At 57.9% G+C, this 14,310-nt stretch carries 12 protein-coding genes and 2 rRNA genes (1 of these 14 running past the window's edge); 6 read left to right on the top strand and 8 right to left on the bottom strand.

Features of this window, described 5'->3' with window-relative positions; all coding sequences use genetic code 11:
* Positions 1-190 precede the first annotated feature (190 nt).
* On the top strand, positions 191-1,363 hold the full coding sequence (locus tag ABH909_RS08235; RefSeq protein ID WP_429432043.1) for a hypothetical protein: 1,173 nt from the start codon (positions 191-193) through the stop codon (positions 1,361-1,363).
* 181 nt (positions 1,364-1,544) lie between these two features.
* Complete coding sequence (locus tag ABH909_RS08230) at positions 1,545-2,069, top strand: SET domain-containing protein-lysine N-methyltransferase (RefSeq protein WP_429432040.1); 525 nt, start codon at positions 1,545-1,547, stop codon at positions 2,067-2,069.
* Positions 2,070-2,076: 7 nt separating this feature from the next.
* Here ABH909_RS08230 and can read toward each other — a convergent pair whose 3' ends face one another.
* Positions 2,077-2,721 (bottom strand): carbonate dehydratase, encoded by a 645-nt coding sequence (can, locus tag ABH909_RS08225; protein WP_429432037.1) that lies wholly within the window; start codon positions 2,719-2,721, stop codon positions 2,077-2,079.
* 184 nt (positions 2,722-2,905) lie between these two features.
* On the opposite strand from can, the gene ABH909_RS08220 reads away from it, so the two are divergent.
* The gene (locus ABH909_RS08220; protein ID WP_429432034.1) at positions 2,906-3,310 is read left to right on the top strand and encodes a serine kinase/phosphatase; all 405 of its coding nucleotides are present in this window, start codon (positions 2,906-2,908) and stop codon (positions 3,308-3,310) included.
* A gap of 120 nt (positions 3,311-3,430) precedes the next feature.
* Here the strand turns inward: ABH909_RS08220 and rimI are convergent, their stop codons facing one another.
* Both rimI and ABH909_RS08210 read right to left on the bottom strand, forming a co-directional pair.
* Positions 3,431-3,883 (bottom strand): ribosomal protein S18-alanine N-acetyltransferase, encoded by a 453-nt coding sequence (gene rimI, locus ABH909_RS08215; protein ID WP_018929537.1) that lies wholly within the window; start codon positions 3,881-3,883, stop codon positions 3,431-3,433.
* Entirely contained in the window at positions 3,876-4,616 is a 741-nt protein-coding gene (locus ABH909_RS08210; protein WP_429439781.1) for an energy transducer TonB, read from the bottom strand. Before ABH909_RS08210 ends, rimI begins: the two co-directional genes overlap by 8 nt.
* Positions 4,617-4,822: 206 nt before the next feature.
* Between ABH909_RS08210 and mksB the strand changes: the two genes are divergently transcribed.
* From mksB to mksF, 3 genes are read left to right on the top strand one after another with little or no spacing between them, the layout of a single operon-like run.
* The gene (gene mksB, locus ABH909_RS08205) at positions 4,823-6,100 is read left to right on the top strand and encodes an Mks condensin complex protein MksB (protein ID WP_429432030.1); all 1,278 of its coding nucleotides are present in this window, start codon (positions 4,823-4,825) and stop codon (positions 6,098-6,100) included.
* On the top strand, positions 6,090-6,791 hold the full coding sequence (gene mksE, locus ABH909_RS08200; RefSeq protein WP_429432027.1) for an Mks condensin complex protein MksE: 702 nt from the start codon (positions 6,090-6,092) through the stop codon (positions 6,789-6,791). The genes mksB and mksE overlap by 11 nt, the downstream gene beginning before the upstream one ends.
* The gene (mksF, locus tag ABH909_RS08195; RefSeq protein WP_429432024.1) at positions 6,788-9,628 is read left to right on the top strand and encodes an Mks condensin complex protein MksF; all 2,841 of its coding nucleotides are present in this window, start codon (positions 6,788-6,790) and stop codon (positions 9,626-9,628) included. The genes mksE and mksF overlap by 4 nt, the downstream gene beginning before the upstream one ends.
* 219 nt (positions 9,629-9,847) lie before the next feature.
* Here the strand turns inward: mksF and ABH909_RS08190 are convergent, their stop codons facing one another.
* The 5 genes from ABH909_RS08190 to ABH909_RS08170 form a co-directional block, all read right to left on the bottom strand.
* Positions 9,848-12,151, bottom strand: a complete 2,304-nt coding sequence (locus ABH909_RS08190; protein WP_429432021.1) for an MlaD family protein — start codon at positions 12,149-12,151, stop codon at positions 9,848-9,850.
* Positions 12,144-12,767 carry a paraquat-inducible protein A gene (locus ABH909_RS08185; RefSeq protein ID WP_429432018.1) on the bottom strand — a complete coding sequence of 208 codons (624 nt, stop codon included), beginning with the start codon at positions 12,765-12,767 and terminating at the stop codon, positions 12,144-12,146. The genes ABH909_RS08190 and ABH909_RS08185 overlap by 8 nt, the downstream gene beginning before the upstream one ends.
* A complete protein-coding gene (locus ABH909_RS08180) occupies positions 12,754-13,413 on the bottom strand; it encodes a paraquat-inducible protein A (protein WP_429432015.1) in 660 nt (219 codons plus the stop codon). The genes ABH909_RS08185 and ABH909_RS08180 overlap by 14 nt, the downstream gene beginning before the upstream one ends.
* Before the next feature lie 149 nt (positions 13,414-13,562).
* Positions 13,563-13,678: ribosomal RNA gene (gene rrf, locus ABH909_RS08175) — 5S ribosomal RNA — on the bottom strand.
* Between the two features lie 154 nt (positions 13,679-13,832).
* Positions 13,833-14,310 (bottom strand): 23S ribosomal RNA (locus ABH909_RS08170); it runs 2,414 nt beyond the window's last position.

The raw sequence follows: 14,310 nt of genomic DNA, 5'->3' as shown, positions 1-14,310 counted from the left end.
CGCAAATGCGCTTGTGGACAACCCGCTATCCGTGGATCCCAATGCCACGTTACTGCTAGCGCGTACTTTCAAGCATGAAGGGCACTCTTGGACTGGCATTCTTTTCAGATGGGTACTAGACCCTCGACATAAGTAGTTCCAAGATGTACCCGCCCTGCCTCCGAGGGCTCACGCTGAAAAGGATCTGAGCATGTTCAAACTCACAGGACTCACCCTGGCCGCACTCACCCTGAGTGCCGCCGCTCACGCCGATGTCGATCTGGATCTGGGCAGCACCGAACGTGTTACCCGCCTGTTCGCCTACCCCAACAACTGCAATGTCATCTGCTATCGCAACTGGACACTGGAACAGACCGTCGAGCACTACCTGACTCAAAGCGTACAACGCGATGGCTACAAAACCGCAAAAGTAGTGGTCAAAACCAAAAACAAACAGCTCTACGCCAATATCACTGGTGTACCCGCAGGTTATGACAAGCCACTCACCGCGCTGCTCAATGCCGGAGATTTGGCGTACAACGGCGCCAGCAAACTGAGTGCCGATGGTAAATGGACCTATAACTGGTACTTATTCCTGCCGCTGGGCATGGCACTGGAAAATCGCAAAAGCGTCGAACTGCTGCACTTCCCGCCGGATTATTCGCTGACCCAAGCCCAGGACTACCTCGAATCCAAGACGACCGACCGTTGGGCCACGCTGCTGACAGCCAACGGCATCCCCGCCGACCAGACGCCGGGCTATCAGACCATCATCGACATCGCGCCGATTGCCGCGCCATCCAGCGCCGGCAAGGACCTTGAAGGCGTCTACGACTATTTCAAGGACTACCAGACCACCATGGTCAAGGAAGTCAGCCAGAACGCCAGCGGCGCTGCCTTGCCAATGGTCGCCTTCGGCGCACCGGTACGTAACTGGATCAAGCAACAATACGGGCCGACCGTAGACGTGCTGGGCCTGGCAACTATCATCCCGAGCAAGGGTGTAGCGGTACCCGTACTGGGTTCCAACCACCCGAGCTATATCTGGTATGCGGCCGACCCCGAGGCTTATAGCGGCGACGATGCACAGGCCAAGGCCGACGCCGCGGGGCTGAAAGTCATGGGGCAGGATTTGAGCGCCGCGTGCTGGCAGGCGGGAATGGGCAGCAAACCGGGTACTGACCCTACCGTTCAGCTGAAAAGCTGTACTCAGACCTGGCAAGTGACCCAGAAGGAAAAAACCTGCGAACTGTTCTACACCTCGATCCGCAACCTGACGCCTGAACAGGCCGTGGCCAAATGCGCAACAACAGCGGTCAAATCCCAGCTGAAACAGCTGAAGAGCCCGTCTCTTGCGAGTTCTGCTCCTGCCCCACACTTGTAAACGATGAAAGCCTTTCCCGCGTGAGCCATGGCTGACGCGGGAAAGAGCCTTTTTCGCCTGTCATATCTGACAGTAGACCGTTTGTTTCATTTGCGAGAGGCTTGGAGCGTATCCAACGTGCTGCAGGGCTGACAGGATGTCAGTAGATAGCGGTCGTAGCACTCGACTGACAAGGATCGTTATGAGAACCCATGAAGAACAAGCAATACCCCTACCGCCATCAAATGGCATTTATCCGTTTGTAGAGTTGCCCCTTCGCCTTGGATTCCCCTCCAAGGACGACTTTGAAATCATCTGCAACGCTCAGGGGTCAGCAATAGCTGTCATGGCACTGCGCGAATTCCCCCGCATCAGCCGAATCTGCAGGGTTTCTGGACATTTGTTGCCCTATCGCTGCCGATATACCCGGCAGTTGGCACCAGGAATCCACATCTATGATCCGCGCTTTTGCGGTCTACTGAGCCATTCCTGCGACCCCAACGTCTTTCTCGACATGAGCGAGCTGTGGATATGGGCCCTCAAGGACATCAAAAAAGGTGACCGGCTGACGATGGATTTCGCCGCGACAGAAGACAAGCTGCAGCGGCAGTTCGCCTGCCGCTGCGGTTGTCCGTCCTGCCGTGGCTGGATCATCGGCTATGACGAGTCGCCGAATGCCAATGGCGAACAGTTTTTTCAACACTGGCGTCGACGAAGTCTCATCTAAGGGGCTTTTACAACGCCTCGACCGGACGCAAACGGTACTGCGGCGGCAACTGTTCGAAACCGCTGATGGTGGCGTTCAGGCTTTTCCAGCGACCGTCCTTGATGCCATAGATGCATCCGTGGATCGATAGTTTCTGACCACGGTGCCAGGCGTTTTGCACAATGCTGGTATGACCGACATTGGCCACCTGCTGAATCACATTGAGTTCGCAGAGGCGATCGACACGCTCTTCTTCGGTGGATAACTTGGCCAGCTCTTCGCGTTTTTCGTAATAGAGGTCCCGAATCGAGCGCAGCCAGCCGTCGATCAGACCCAATTGACGGTCCTGCATCGAGGCGCGTACACCGCCGCAACCGTAATGGCCGGTAACCAGGATATGTTTGACCTTAAGTACATCGACCGCGTATTGAATCACCGACAGGCAATTGAGGTCGGTGTGCAGTACAACGTTGGCCACGTTACGGTGCACAAACAGATCGCCGGGCAGCATGCCGACGATTTCATTGGCCGGCACGCGGGCATCGGAGCAACCGATCCACAGGTATTCCGGGGTTTGTTGACGGGCCAGCTTGGCGAAGAAATCAGGATCTTCCTGAGTGATCGCGTCGGCCCAGCGCTCATTGTTATCAATCAGATCTTGTAATTCGTTCATGCAATGAAGCCTCGATAATGGTGCACCGCTTTGACAGACAACCGTCTGTCGGGGTCACGCGCGAAGTGCAGATACCCCTTGATGCCCTGATCCATTTGACGGCTATCCGACGCTCCATGGCCGGTGGAATTCTCACAAGCTCAGTGGGTCAACTGTAGCAAGGCCTACAGCATGAGGAAATGCCATGACTGATTCACGACGTCCGTTCGACAAGGCGCAACCCGAGCCCATCGACGACAACGAAGACCGCATGGGTTCAGTGCGTGAGCTGGATTTCGACGAGGAAGAACCGGGCACCAGAATCGGCGACCTGATCCCCGAACGCGAGCGTACGCAGAAGATGCCCGACGAACGCGTCCGTGAAGCTGGCATGACCGGAGGCTCGACCAATGACCATGAGTCCACCGACGATGACATGAGCCCGGAAACCTTGATCCGTGAAGATGGCGCGCGGGACGCCCATGAAGAGGGTGAAGGCGACCAGGCGGATTGGGATTTGAGCATTGTCGATGAGGACGACATCGGCGGGGGCAATGGGTTGGACGAAGCAGAGATGGCGCAGCGCGATCCAATGGATGGCAAGCGTTGATCTACAGATTTGACCGGACTCCAACGCAGGAACTGCCGAAGGCTGCGATCTTTTGATCTGTTGTTGCCGCGACATGGAAAGATCAAAAGATCGCAGCCTTCGGCAGCTCCTACAGGTGTTTCAGTCAACCAAGGTGCAGGCCATGACGACCGCATCCTCACGCCCACCCACCGCCGGGTAGTAATCGCGTCGACGTCCGATCTCGTTGAACCCATACCGCTCATACAACCGAAATGCCGCCCGGTTGCTGTCGCGCACTTCCAGAAAACATTCCCGTGCCTCTGCCTTGTAGGCTATCGACATCAAATGCTCCAGCAGCGTCAAACCCAAACCTCGCCCCTGATTTTCCGGTTTGACGGTGATGTTCAGCAGATGCGCCTCGTCGAGAATGATCTGCACCACGCCGTGACCGACCTGCTGCTGCCCTTCGAACATCAGCCAGATCTGGTATTTGCCCAGGCCGTCGAGAAAAATCCCGCGGGTCCAGGGGTGGCTGTAAGCCGCGTATTCAATTTTCAGTACAGCGTCCAGGTCCGCCTCGGTCATCGGGCGGAATGATACAGCGTCACTCATTCGATTCTTTCCAGCGCGCCATCAGCCGACGCATGGCTTGCCAGACATCAGCCTTACGCTGTGGCTCTTCCATTAATAATTCCAGACCCGGAAGGGCCCAGACCGACCCCAGGCCTTCGACCTGCAGTTCACGGTTGAAGGATTCGGCGTTGGCTTCACCGGCAAAACGCACCGCCGGCAAGCCGATCAGCCACAGGCAGACGCACGGAGCATCTTCGAGACGGGCCGACAGAAAGCCTTGTACGAAATCCCGAGCCGCTTCCGGCCCTTGGTCCATGGTGCCGCGAGCCAGCAGCGGCCAGCGCACCGGCTCGCCGATGATCTGCGGGCTGTCCGGCAGGCCGGCGGCGCGCAGCATGTCCTTGAGCAACAGATAGGCCGGATCGCGGGTCTGGAAGTTTTCGCCTGTGGGTAACTCCACCAGCAACAGGCAACGACCTGCGCGCAGCAATTGAAGGGCAAAACGCGGTGGCGGCACGACCGGCGCCTTGATCGCGACCGGGGCCTCTTCTTCTTCGACCTTGGCGTTCGTGCGGGTGCTGGCCAACGATGGCCGTGGCACTTCGATTTTCACCCGCTCGGGCGGTTTGACCACGGGCTCCATCGGTGCCTCGGCCATAGGAGCCGGCGCAACCGGGGCGACGACCAACGGCTCGGGCATCTCCAGCAGTTCGGGCCGCGAGGGCGCAGCAAAGGGCAATTCGGTGCGCGGCAGCCAGTTGACCACCTGCATGGCGGTCAAATAAGCGCGGCGACGGGACTCGATAAGCAAAGGTCGGCCACTTGTGGATAACTAAAGTGCAATGATTCTACCGCCCTTCGCTCAAGATCGCCCGCGCTTGATCGATAGAAAGCCAACTGTCCGTCCCGAGAGTGAATCGCAACGGGCTTGATGCAGTACAATCGCGACTTTTAATCGCCAACCAGCCGGCCATTCCGATGATCGAACCCAAGCGCGTCTTGCGCGCCCTCGCTGAACACTGGGCACTTCTGGAGCCACTGTGCGAGCACTTCGACCAAGGCACCCTGAGCCTCAACGAATTGCGTTCACAGTTGGCCGCCCAGCAACTCGACAGTACGCCGCAGGACATCACCAGCCTGCTGGACGTGTGGATCCGCCTCGACATTCTGGTTCCCGTGGCGAAAAGCCCGAACCGTTTCGAACTCAATGCGCAGATCCACGACTTCCTCGCCTATCTGCGCCGTGAGCACCGTCTGGGCCTGTGCCTGGAAATCGAAGCCTATTTGCGCCATCTCGAGCGCCTGGCCGGTTACATCCAGGACGCGTTCGACATTCGCGATGGCAACGATCTGGCGCGCCAGTTGCGTCTGCTCGACATGCGCGTGCGCGATGTGCTGAAAAAACTCGACAACGACGAACAGGCGTTGGTGGCCGTCGCCGAACGGGCGAAAACCAGCGATCGGCAGATCCCGCTACGTCAGCGCTACGCTGAAGTGCTGGCGACCTGGGACGAATACGTCGAGCCGATGATTGAACTGGTGAACGCCGACGGCGCCTTCGAACAAGGCGTGCGCAAGGTCGAAACGGTCCTGCTGAAGATGCTCTCCGAACAGCAGCGCCTCGGCCATCTGGTTGACGACGACATGCTGCTGCGCACCCACGCACGCATCCTCGAAATGCAGACCAGCGCCCAACTGACGCTACGTCATGCTCGTGAACTGCTGCTGCCGCTGCGTGAAGAAGCCCGCCGTCATAACGCCGTGACCCGTGGCGCGGCGCTGGCCCTGTCGGCCATTCGTCGTAAAGGCATCGATGCGGTACCGCAAGCCGCGATGCCGATGTTCACCCGGCCGCAAAGCACCTTCCTCGGGAGTGCCAGTCAGGTCGAAGCCTACGTGTACGCCCTGGCCCGTTTCGAACCGAAACCGGCGCGTTTCCCCAAGGCCCACAAAACCCAGAAAGGCGAAGCCCCGCGCGCGCCACGCACGGTTCGGGAGATGCTCGAGCGCTGCGAAGACGCCCTGCCGATGCCGGACCTGATGACCTGGCTGCTAGAGCAGGAGCCGGACGGCGCTACCGACGAATTGCTGTACTGGTTCTCGCGCCTGTCGCGGGAAAAACGCTTCAAGCGCGAGCGTCTGGAACGCCGCGATTACCATACTCACGAGCATCAGGTCAGCCTGCGCTCCTTCGCCCTGCTCTCGGCCCGCGACACCGCCGCCGAGGATTCTGCGAGCATCCCACATGCATCTTGATCTATCCGAACTGTCCCAACTGGCGCCGATTTTTCGCGAGCTGTTCAAGGGTTACCACGTCAGCCGCCGCGACCCGGAGCTGTACGCCCAACTGTCGAACTTCCAGGACCAGTACCGCACGCTGTTCAAGGCGCTGGGGTTTGAACTGGTCTGTGACACCCGGGGTTTCTACTACTTTGTGCCGGACCTTGCCGCTGCTGCGGTGAACAAGACGGCACAGCGCCTGGCGCTGTTTACCTTCATCCTGGTCGAGCACTTGGCCGATCAGGGCCGCGACCCGATCGCTGTGCTCGACGGGGGCAGTCTCGGCCGCGACGAATTGCCTTCCCTGCTGGAAAAGTACCGCGACCTGTTCATTCAGGCTGAAGTGCAGACCGTCGAAGAACTCGAAGAAAAAATCATGCGTCGCATGACTCAGCTCGGTTTTGCCGGTGAAGAAAACGGCGTTTACCGTTTTCTGCCGCCGATGCACCGCTTCCTCGACGTGTGCCTGTCGGTTCAGCAGGACCGTGATCTGGCGGCCAGCCTGCACAGCGTCCTGCCATTGCCAGTGCCCGTGCTGATCGATGACGACAGCGATGAAAAGCTGCTGCAAACAGACGCCCCGCTGGATCTGAGTGACTTCGCGGAAGAAAGCGAAGAAGACGCCCTGGCCCGTGCCATTGCCGAAGAACAGGAGACCGACGCATGAGCAAGGAACGCTACGGCATTCGCCGCTTTGCCCTTTTGAACACCGCCGGTTACAGCCTCGGCCTGTTCCCGCTGGAAGAGCCGCTGTCGGTTTACGGGGCGAACAACCTCGGTAAATCCGCCTCGATCAACGCCTTGCAGTTCCCGATTCTGGCGCGCATGTCGGACATGAGTTTCGGCAAGTACAGCCTGGAGCAATCCCGGCGCTTCTACTTCGCCTCGGACACCAGTTACATCCTGGTGGAAGTCTCCCTGCCCCACGGCCCGCACGTAATCGGCGTGGTCGGACGCGGCCCGGGCGGCGGTTTCGGTCACCAGTTCTTTGCCTATGCCGGCAAACTCGATCTGGCCCATTACCAGAAAGACGACACCTGCCTGCGGCAGAAAGAGCTGTTCACCAACCTTGAGCGCGAAGGCCTGAAAGCCTATGAACTCAAGCCGGATGAACTGCGTCGCTTGCTGGTGGGCGGTCATACCTCGATTCCGCTGGACCTGACGTTGATCCCGCTGCGTTCCACCAGCGAGCAGAGCCTGAAGACCTTCCGCGCCCTGTTCATCAACTTGCTGCACATGCGCGAAATCACCGCGGCCAAACTCAAGCAATTGTTCCTGGATGCTTTCGAACACAGCCTGCGTTCCGGCAGTGTCGATTACATCGCCGCGTGCGAAGAAGCCTTCCGTGATGTACGCCGCATGGAGCAGGACTACAACTCGCTGGTCGCTGCCGGCCCATTGGTTGAAGCCTTGGCCAACGGCGTGAAACAGCGGGACATCCTGCGCGGCAAACTGCATCGCCTGTCGCCGCTGCTCGATTCCCTGCTCGGCACCTGGTCGGACTACGCCAGTGCGCGCAAGGAAGAACTGACGATTCAGGCCGAGCACTATCGCAACGAGCAGGACGCGCTGCAAAACGATCAACGCGGCGGTACTCAGGAACTGATGCGTCTGGAGCGGGAAATCACCGGCATCCAGCGCTGGCTCGGCGAGTTGTCGGTACTCAAGCATCGCTTCGCGCTGGTCGATGACGTCAAAGTTCTCGAGCAGCAACTGCTCGCCGCCAAGGACGCGCACGACGAACTGGCCGGTGCACTGGCCCAGTCGCGCCAGTTCAGTGCCGAAGACCTGGAAGAGCGTCTGCGGGATCTGGAAAAACGCCTGAAGTCGGTCAAGCAACAACTCGATCACGCCGACAACAACAGCTACGCCCGTTTGCGCGAAGAGTTTTCGCAGCAGGACGTTGAGCGCCTGATGCGCCTGTTCAACAGCGCGTTGTTCAGCCTGCCGTTGGGCGAACACGGCATTACACTGGACGAGGACGGTCAGTGGGTCAAATCCATGGAGCTGATCCTCGATGGCTTCAAAGGCGAGCGCTTCGAAGTGCCGGGCCTGTCCATCGATATCTCGCACATCGAGCCGCCAGCCCTGCAAGCCTTGGCCGACCGCGCGGCGTTGCGCGATCAGAAAGACCGCCTGGAGAAAGAACTCAAGCAGCTGAAAACTCAAGCTGCCGTGGCCGCCGACCGCGCGGCCAGTAAGACCCAGACTGAAGCGCTGTATCAGCAAGTGCTGGATGCGCAGAAAGCCCTGGAAGATTTCCGCCGCGCGCAAACCCTGAGCGCCGAGGAAGGCGACAAGCTAGAGCAACTGGCACAGATGGAAGCTGCTCAGGATGAATTGAAGCGTTCCAGCGATGCCTTCACCGAGCGCGTCCAGCAACTGTCGGCCAAGCTGCAACTGGTCGGCCGGCAGATCGGCGATATGGAAGCCAAGCAACGCACCCTCGACGACGCCCTGCGCCGTCGTCAGCTATTGCCGGCGGACCTGCCATTCGGCACGCCGTTCATGGACCCGGTCAACGATTCCATGGACAACCTGCTGCCGCTGCTCAACGACTATCAGGATAGCTGGCAAGGTTTGCTGCGCAGCGATGGACAAATCGACGCGCTCTACGCTCAGGTTCGCCTCAAAGGTGTGGCCAAGTTCGACAGCGAAGACGATATGGAGCGTCGCCTGCAGCTGCTGATCAACGCGTATGCGCACCGCACCGATGAAGCGCTGACTCTCGGCAAGGCCCGTCGTGCAGCCGTCACCGACATCGCCCGGACCCTGCGTAACATTCGCAGCGACTATGACAGCCTCGAACATCAACTGGCGCTGTTCAACCGCGAGATCAACAAGCGCCAGGTCTCCAACCTGCAAAGCTTCCGCATCGTGCTCGCGCCGAACAAGGAAGCGCTCAAGCACATTGACCAGATCATCCACAGCGCCGGTCAGTACGAAGAAGGCGAAACCCTTTCCGTCTTCGACCTGAGCCAAAGCGCCGATCAGGACAACAAGAACGAAGAGGCCAAGGAATACCTGGCGCGGCTGGTGGCGGCGAATCACAACCAGCTCGGCCTCAAGGATCTGTTCGAGCTGGCGTTCGAGATCACCAAGGTCAACGGTCAGCCGGTGATCCACACCGACATCGACGGCGCGGCGTCCAACGGCACCACCATGACCATCAAGGCGCTGACCAACATGTACTTGTTGCTGCACTTGATGGACCGCGATCAGGCCGGTCGCGTGCGCCTGCCGTACTACCTCGACGAAGCGGCAGACATCGACGAGAAGAACCAGGCAGCACTGCTGGAAACCAGCCTGCAATTGGGCTTCGTGCCGATTCTGGCGAGTGTGAAGCCGCAAGTTTGCGCCAGTGTCGCCATCGACCTGGAAGGCGGCAGCGGCCCGAACGGCATCTACATCGACGAGGCGGACTGGAAGTACATTCGTCGCCACGATGAAGTGAAGGCAACCGTTGTTGTACAAGCTGATGAGCCAGAGCTGGATGCGGTCTGACGCTTAAACCGAAGTCAAAAAAAGGCCGCAATCCAAATGGATCGCGGCCTTTTTTTTTGTGGGTTTTCCTGAAGCTTTGAGTGAACTTGAGGGCCTCTTCGCGGGCAAGCCCGCTCCCACAGGGTTTTGTACTGAATCCGGATTTTGGGTACGCCATCAATCACTGTGGGAGCGGGCTTGCCCGCGAAGGCGTCTTCTCAGACGCCCAATCAATCTGGATTACTTACCGAGAGAAATCTTCGGCGCCCAGGTCAGCCACTCATCTTCGAACTGGTCGAACAATGGGAAGGTTTGCTCAGGCCGCGCCGGGGCACCCATGCGGTCGCCATCCGGTGTGGCAAACGCAATGCCGCCCTGAACCAGCGTCTCCAGCGATTCGGTGCGTATTGTCGCGCCTTTGAACAAGCCGTAGTCAAATCCAAAACCACTGGTATTCCAGAACCGCGTGCCACTGCGCACCAGCGGCGCATACTTCGGTTCAATCAGAATGTGCACCAGCACGCGATCAGCCGTCTGGCCCAGTTCATAGCCGGTCACCTTGCCTACCGTGATTTCGCGATAGGTGACGGGGACGCCAGCCTTCAGAGAACCCCGACGAGCAGCGCTCAACACCAGGCTTAAACCAGCCTCTTCCTTGGCAATTTCCGGAGGATTGGTCAAGGCCACGAAAGTCTTCTGTGGACCGAGGTTCTTCGGCGCCGGTTGTACTTCGATGTATTGCCCGGTGACCAACGTATCGAGGTTCGAGGTTTTAATCAGACCGAGCTCAGGTTTAACCACCCAGAACTGACTGCCGACCCGAGCGATACGCTCCGGCACTTCGGTGATTCGTGCGGTCAGCAGTACCGATTGCAGGTCATCACTGAGGTCGACGTCCTCGATCTTGCCAACGTCCAGGCCTTTGAATCGAACCGGCGTGCCATTGCGCAGGCCATCGGCGCGATCGACCTTGATCGTGACCATAGTGCCTTTTTGCGTTGCCTCATCGTAATTGGCATGCAGGCGGAAACGTGGAATACGTTTTTGCAACGGCGCTTTGGCTTCCGGGGTTTCGAAGGCGATGCCACCGGCCATCAGGCTCTGCAACGACTCACTTTTGACCTGGATTCCCCCGGTTAATCCACCGGTGAGCGTAATGCCGCTGGCATTCCAGAAACGCGTCGAGGCGTTGACCAAGCCTTCGTATTCCTTCTCGATATGCACCCCAATCACCAACTGCTTTTTGGTGCGGGAGAATTGATAGCTTTGAACCGAACCGACCTTGACCTGTTTATAGAGAATCGGACTGCCGACTTCCAGAGAACCCAGGTTTTCGGTGAACAACACCAAATGCAAGCCTGGTGAACGCAGATCCAGCGGCGGCGCCTTGGGCCGTGCTTCGAACTCGCGCTGCGGCGCACCGCCCTTATCGCCTGGGCGCACGGCAATGTAGTTTCCTTTGACCAGCGCTTCCAGGCCGGTAATACCGGCGAGTGAAATCGATGGTTTTACCACCCAGAACTGAGTGCCGGTGACCAGGTAGTCCTCGGCCAGCGGGTCTAGAGTCAACTCGGCAGTCGCACTGGACAGGTCCGGATCAACCTTGAGCGTTTTCAAATTGCCGACCTGGATGCCTTTGTACATCACCGGCGTACGACCGGACTGCAAGCCTTCGAAATCACTGAGTTTGACCTTGACCCGAATACCGGCTGCTGCCGCATCGAAATCCTCATAGAGACGGAACGGCAGGCTTGGATCGGTAGGCGGGCTGTCCTTGCGATTTTCCGGAGTGGCAAATGCAATACCACCAGCGACGATGCTGGCGAGGGACTCGCTACGTACTTTCACACCGGAAAGGTTAGCGTCGATACTGATGCCGCTGGCATTCCAGAAACGCGTGTGTTTACGCACCAGGCCGGCGTAGGTCGGCTCGATGAAGACTTTGAGTTCGACAGTGCTTTGGTCTGCGGATAGCACATAGCTTTTGATCTGACCGACCTGAATCTGTTTGTAGAACACCGGGCTGCCGCGATTCAGCGAGCCCAGGCGATCAGCCTTGATGGTCAAGTGCAGGCCTGGTTGCGCGTCCGAGAGCGGAGGCTCCTGGGCCAGGGCCTTGAACTTGCGGGTCGGCTCGCCTTCCCCCGGGCTGACGGCCACGTAGTTACCCGAAACCAGCGTCTCCAGTCCTGTGATGCCAGCCAGGGTCACGCTCGGTTTGACCAGCCAGAAACGCGTGCTGGTCCTCAGGTATTGCTCCACGTCTTTATTCATCTCGATGGTGGCGATCACTCCTTTGGAGCTGCCTTCATCATCGAGCTTGAGGGCTTTCACCTTTCCGACCGACATGCCTTTGTAGACGACTTCGGTCTTGTTGGCCTGAATGCCTTCACCGCTTTCAAAGCGCACCTGGATCTCGATGCCCGTCTCGCTATAGGCACGCCAGCCGAGCCAGCCGCCGATGATCAAGGCGATCAGGGGCAATACCCAAATGGCTGACCAGTTCGAGGCCGGTCGGGTTTTCGCTTTAGGCAAATCAGTCATGGTCGTCGTCCGACTCCGTGTTATCCCAAATCAGTCGGGGATCGAAAGTTACTGCGGCAAGCATCGTCAGAATCACCACACTGGCGAAGGCGATGGCGCCAAGATTGGCTTCGATGCTGGCAAGCCGTCCAAAATTTACAACCGCCACCAGAATGGCGATTACAAAGATATCCAGCATCGACCAGCGGCCGATGAATTCGATAAAGCGGTACATCAGAATGCGCTGGCGTGCCGAGAGCGGCTGACGGCGCTGCACCGAAAACAGCAGCAATGCAATGCCTACCAGCTTGAACGTGGGGACCAAAATGCTGGCAATAAAAACCACGGCGGCGATTGGAATCATGCCGTGCTGAACCAGCTGGATCACACCGGACATAATGGTGCTCGGATCGCCCTGCCCCAGGGAATTGACGGTCATGATCGGTAACACGTTGGCCGGGATGTAGATAATCGCGCCCGTGATTAACAACGCCCAGGTACGCATCAGGCTGTTTGGGCGGCGGGCGTGAACCAACGCACCGCAGCGAGTGCAAACCTGCTCGTCGGTATCGGCTTCCTGTTTATTCAACTCATGGCATTCGGCACAAATAAGAATGCCTGCATCAATCGCCCGCATGGGCATCTTCTCCTGATAAAGCCTGCCAGATCTGGTGCGGTGACATCACTACTTCCAGCCAGACTTGAACCAACAACAAGCCGATGAAGCATGCCAGGCCAAACCCTATAGTCATCGCCGCCATATCGGCCAATTTGACGATCGCAACCAGTACGCCCATGAGGTAAACCTCGAGCATCCCCCAGTCCCGTAGATGGTGATAAATGCGGTAGAGCAGCAGGCCGTAACTGCGTCCGATATCGAAGCGAATACTTAGCAACACGAACAGTTGGCAAAGCAGCTTGAGCAGCGGAATCCCCATGCTGCAAAGAAATACCACTGCCGCTACGCCTCGCATACCGGTATCGAACAGACCGACAACGCCACTCCAGACAGTATCGTGCGACGACTGTCCGAGTAGATGGAGCTGCATGATGGGTAAAAAGTTCGCAGGGATGTACAGCAACAGTGCAGCAATGACCAAGGCGAGACTGCGCTGTACGACATTGTGTCGATGGGCATACAGCTCATACCCGCATCGTACACAGATGGCTTTCTCACCATGAGCAAGCTCAGGTTTGCGCATCAGCAAGTCGCACTCATGACACGCTACCAAGTCGTCCAGCGGTAAATCTGACAGCCCTGGGGCGTCAACCGGATCTGGCATAAAGGCTCTGGCTCCAAATAAGTTGGACCTATTCTAGTGTCCTGATTCGAAAATAACTGTGCAATTTTGTATTGTTGCCAGATTGCTCTTTTCCTGCGGACAAAACAAAACCCCTACCTGCATCTGCAGATAGGGGTTTCGGAATTTGATCTTGACGATGACCTACTCTCACATGGGGAAACCCCACACTACCATCGGCGATGCACCGTTTCACTGCTGAGTTCGGGATGGGATCAGGTGGTTCCAATGCTCTATGGTCGTCAAGAAATTCGGGTACCGAATCGTGGCCTGGTGGCCGCGCTTCAGCAAATTGGGTAGGTGATAGCCTGGTGTTTTGTGAGTATCGAACTTTCGGTTCTTGCGTCTTCACACACCGCAATCTGGTGCCTCTTCAGGTCAGCAAATTGCTTGGGTGTTATATGGTCAAGCCTCACGGGCAATTAGTATTGGTTAGCTCAACGCCTCACAGCGCTTACACACCCAACCTATCAACGTCGTAGTCTTCGACGGCCCTTCAGGGGACTCAAGGTCCCAGTGAGATCTCATCTTGAGGCTAGTTTCCCGCTTAGATGCTTTCAGCGGTTATCTATTCCGAACATAGCTACCCGGCAATGCCACTGGCGTGACAACCGGAACACCAGAGGTTCGTCCACTCCGGTCCTCTCGTACTAGGAGCAGCCCCTCTCAAATCTCAAACGTCCACGGCAGATAGGGACCGAACTGTCTCACGACGTTCTAAACCCAGCTCGCGTACCACTTTAAATGGCGAACAGCCATACCCTTGGGACCGGCTTCAGCCCCAGGATGTGATGAGCCGACATCGAGGTGCCAAACACCGCCGTCGATATGAACTCTTGGGCGGTATCAGCCTGTTATCCCCGGAGTACCTTTTATCCG

The organism is Pseudomonas sp. BS3782 TE3695 (assembly GCF_050435305.1).
Taxonomy (GTDB): Bacteria; Pseudomonadota; Gammaproteobacteria; order Pseudomonadales; family Pseudomonadaceae; genus Aquipseudomonas.
The sequence above is the reverse complement of the archived record's forward strand: the minus strand, read 5'-3'. Positions and strand labels throughout refer to the sequence as shown.

What these genes read in the sequence shown, in the direction of transcription:
- ABH909_RS08230 (WP_429432040.1), top strand. Translation starts at nt 1,545, where the DNA reads ATGAGAACCCATGAAGAACAAGCAATACCCCTACCGCCATCAAATGGC.
- ABH909_RS08190 (WP_429432021.1), bottom strand. Translation starts at nt 12,151, where the DNA reads ATGACTGATTTGCCTAAAGCGAAAACCCGACCGGCCTCGAACTGGTCA.
- rimI (WP_018929537.1), bottom strand. Translation starts at nt 3,883, where the DNA reads ATGAGTGACGCTGTATCATTCCGCCCGATGACCGAGGCGGACCTGGAC.
- mksF (WP_429432024.1), top strand. Translation starts at nt 6,788, where the DNA reads ATGAGCAAGGAACGCTACGGCATTCGCCGCTTTGCCCTTTTGAACACC.
- mksB (WP_429432030.1), top strand. Translation starts at nt 4,823, where the DNA reads ATGATCGAACCCAAGCGCGTCTTGCGCGCCCTCGCTGAACACTGGGCA.
- ABH909_RS08185 (WP_429432018.1), bottom strand. Translation starts at nt 12,767, where the DNA reads ATGCGGGCGATTGATGCAGGCATTCTTATTTGTGCCGAATGCCATGAG.
- mksE (WP_429432027.1), top strand. Translation starts at nt 6,090, where the DNA reads ATGCATCTTGATCTATCCGAACTGTCCCAACTGGCGCCGATTTTTCGC.
- can (WP_429432037.1), bottom strand. Translation starts at nt 2,721, where the DNA reads ATGAACGAATTACAAGATCTGATTGATAACAATGAGCGCTGGGCCGAC.
- ABH909_RS08210 (WP_429439781.1), bottom strand. Translation starts at nt 4,616, where the DNA reads ATGCAGGTGGTCAACTGGCTGCCGCGCACCGAATTGCCCTTTGCTGCG.
- ABH909_RS08235 (WP_429432043.1), top strand. Translation starts at nt 191, where the DNA reads ATGTTCAAACTCACAGGACTCACCCTGGCCGCACTCACCCTGAGTGCC.
- ABH909_RS08220 (WP_429432034.1), top strand. Translation starts at nt 2,906, where the DNA reads ATGACTGATTCACGACGTCCGTTCGACAAGGCGCAACCCGAGCCCATC.
- ABH909_RS08180 (WP_429432015.1), bottom strand. Translation starts at nt 13,413, where the DNA reads ATGCCAGATCCGGTTGACGCCCCAGGGCTGTCAGATTTACCGCTGGAC.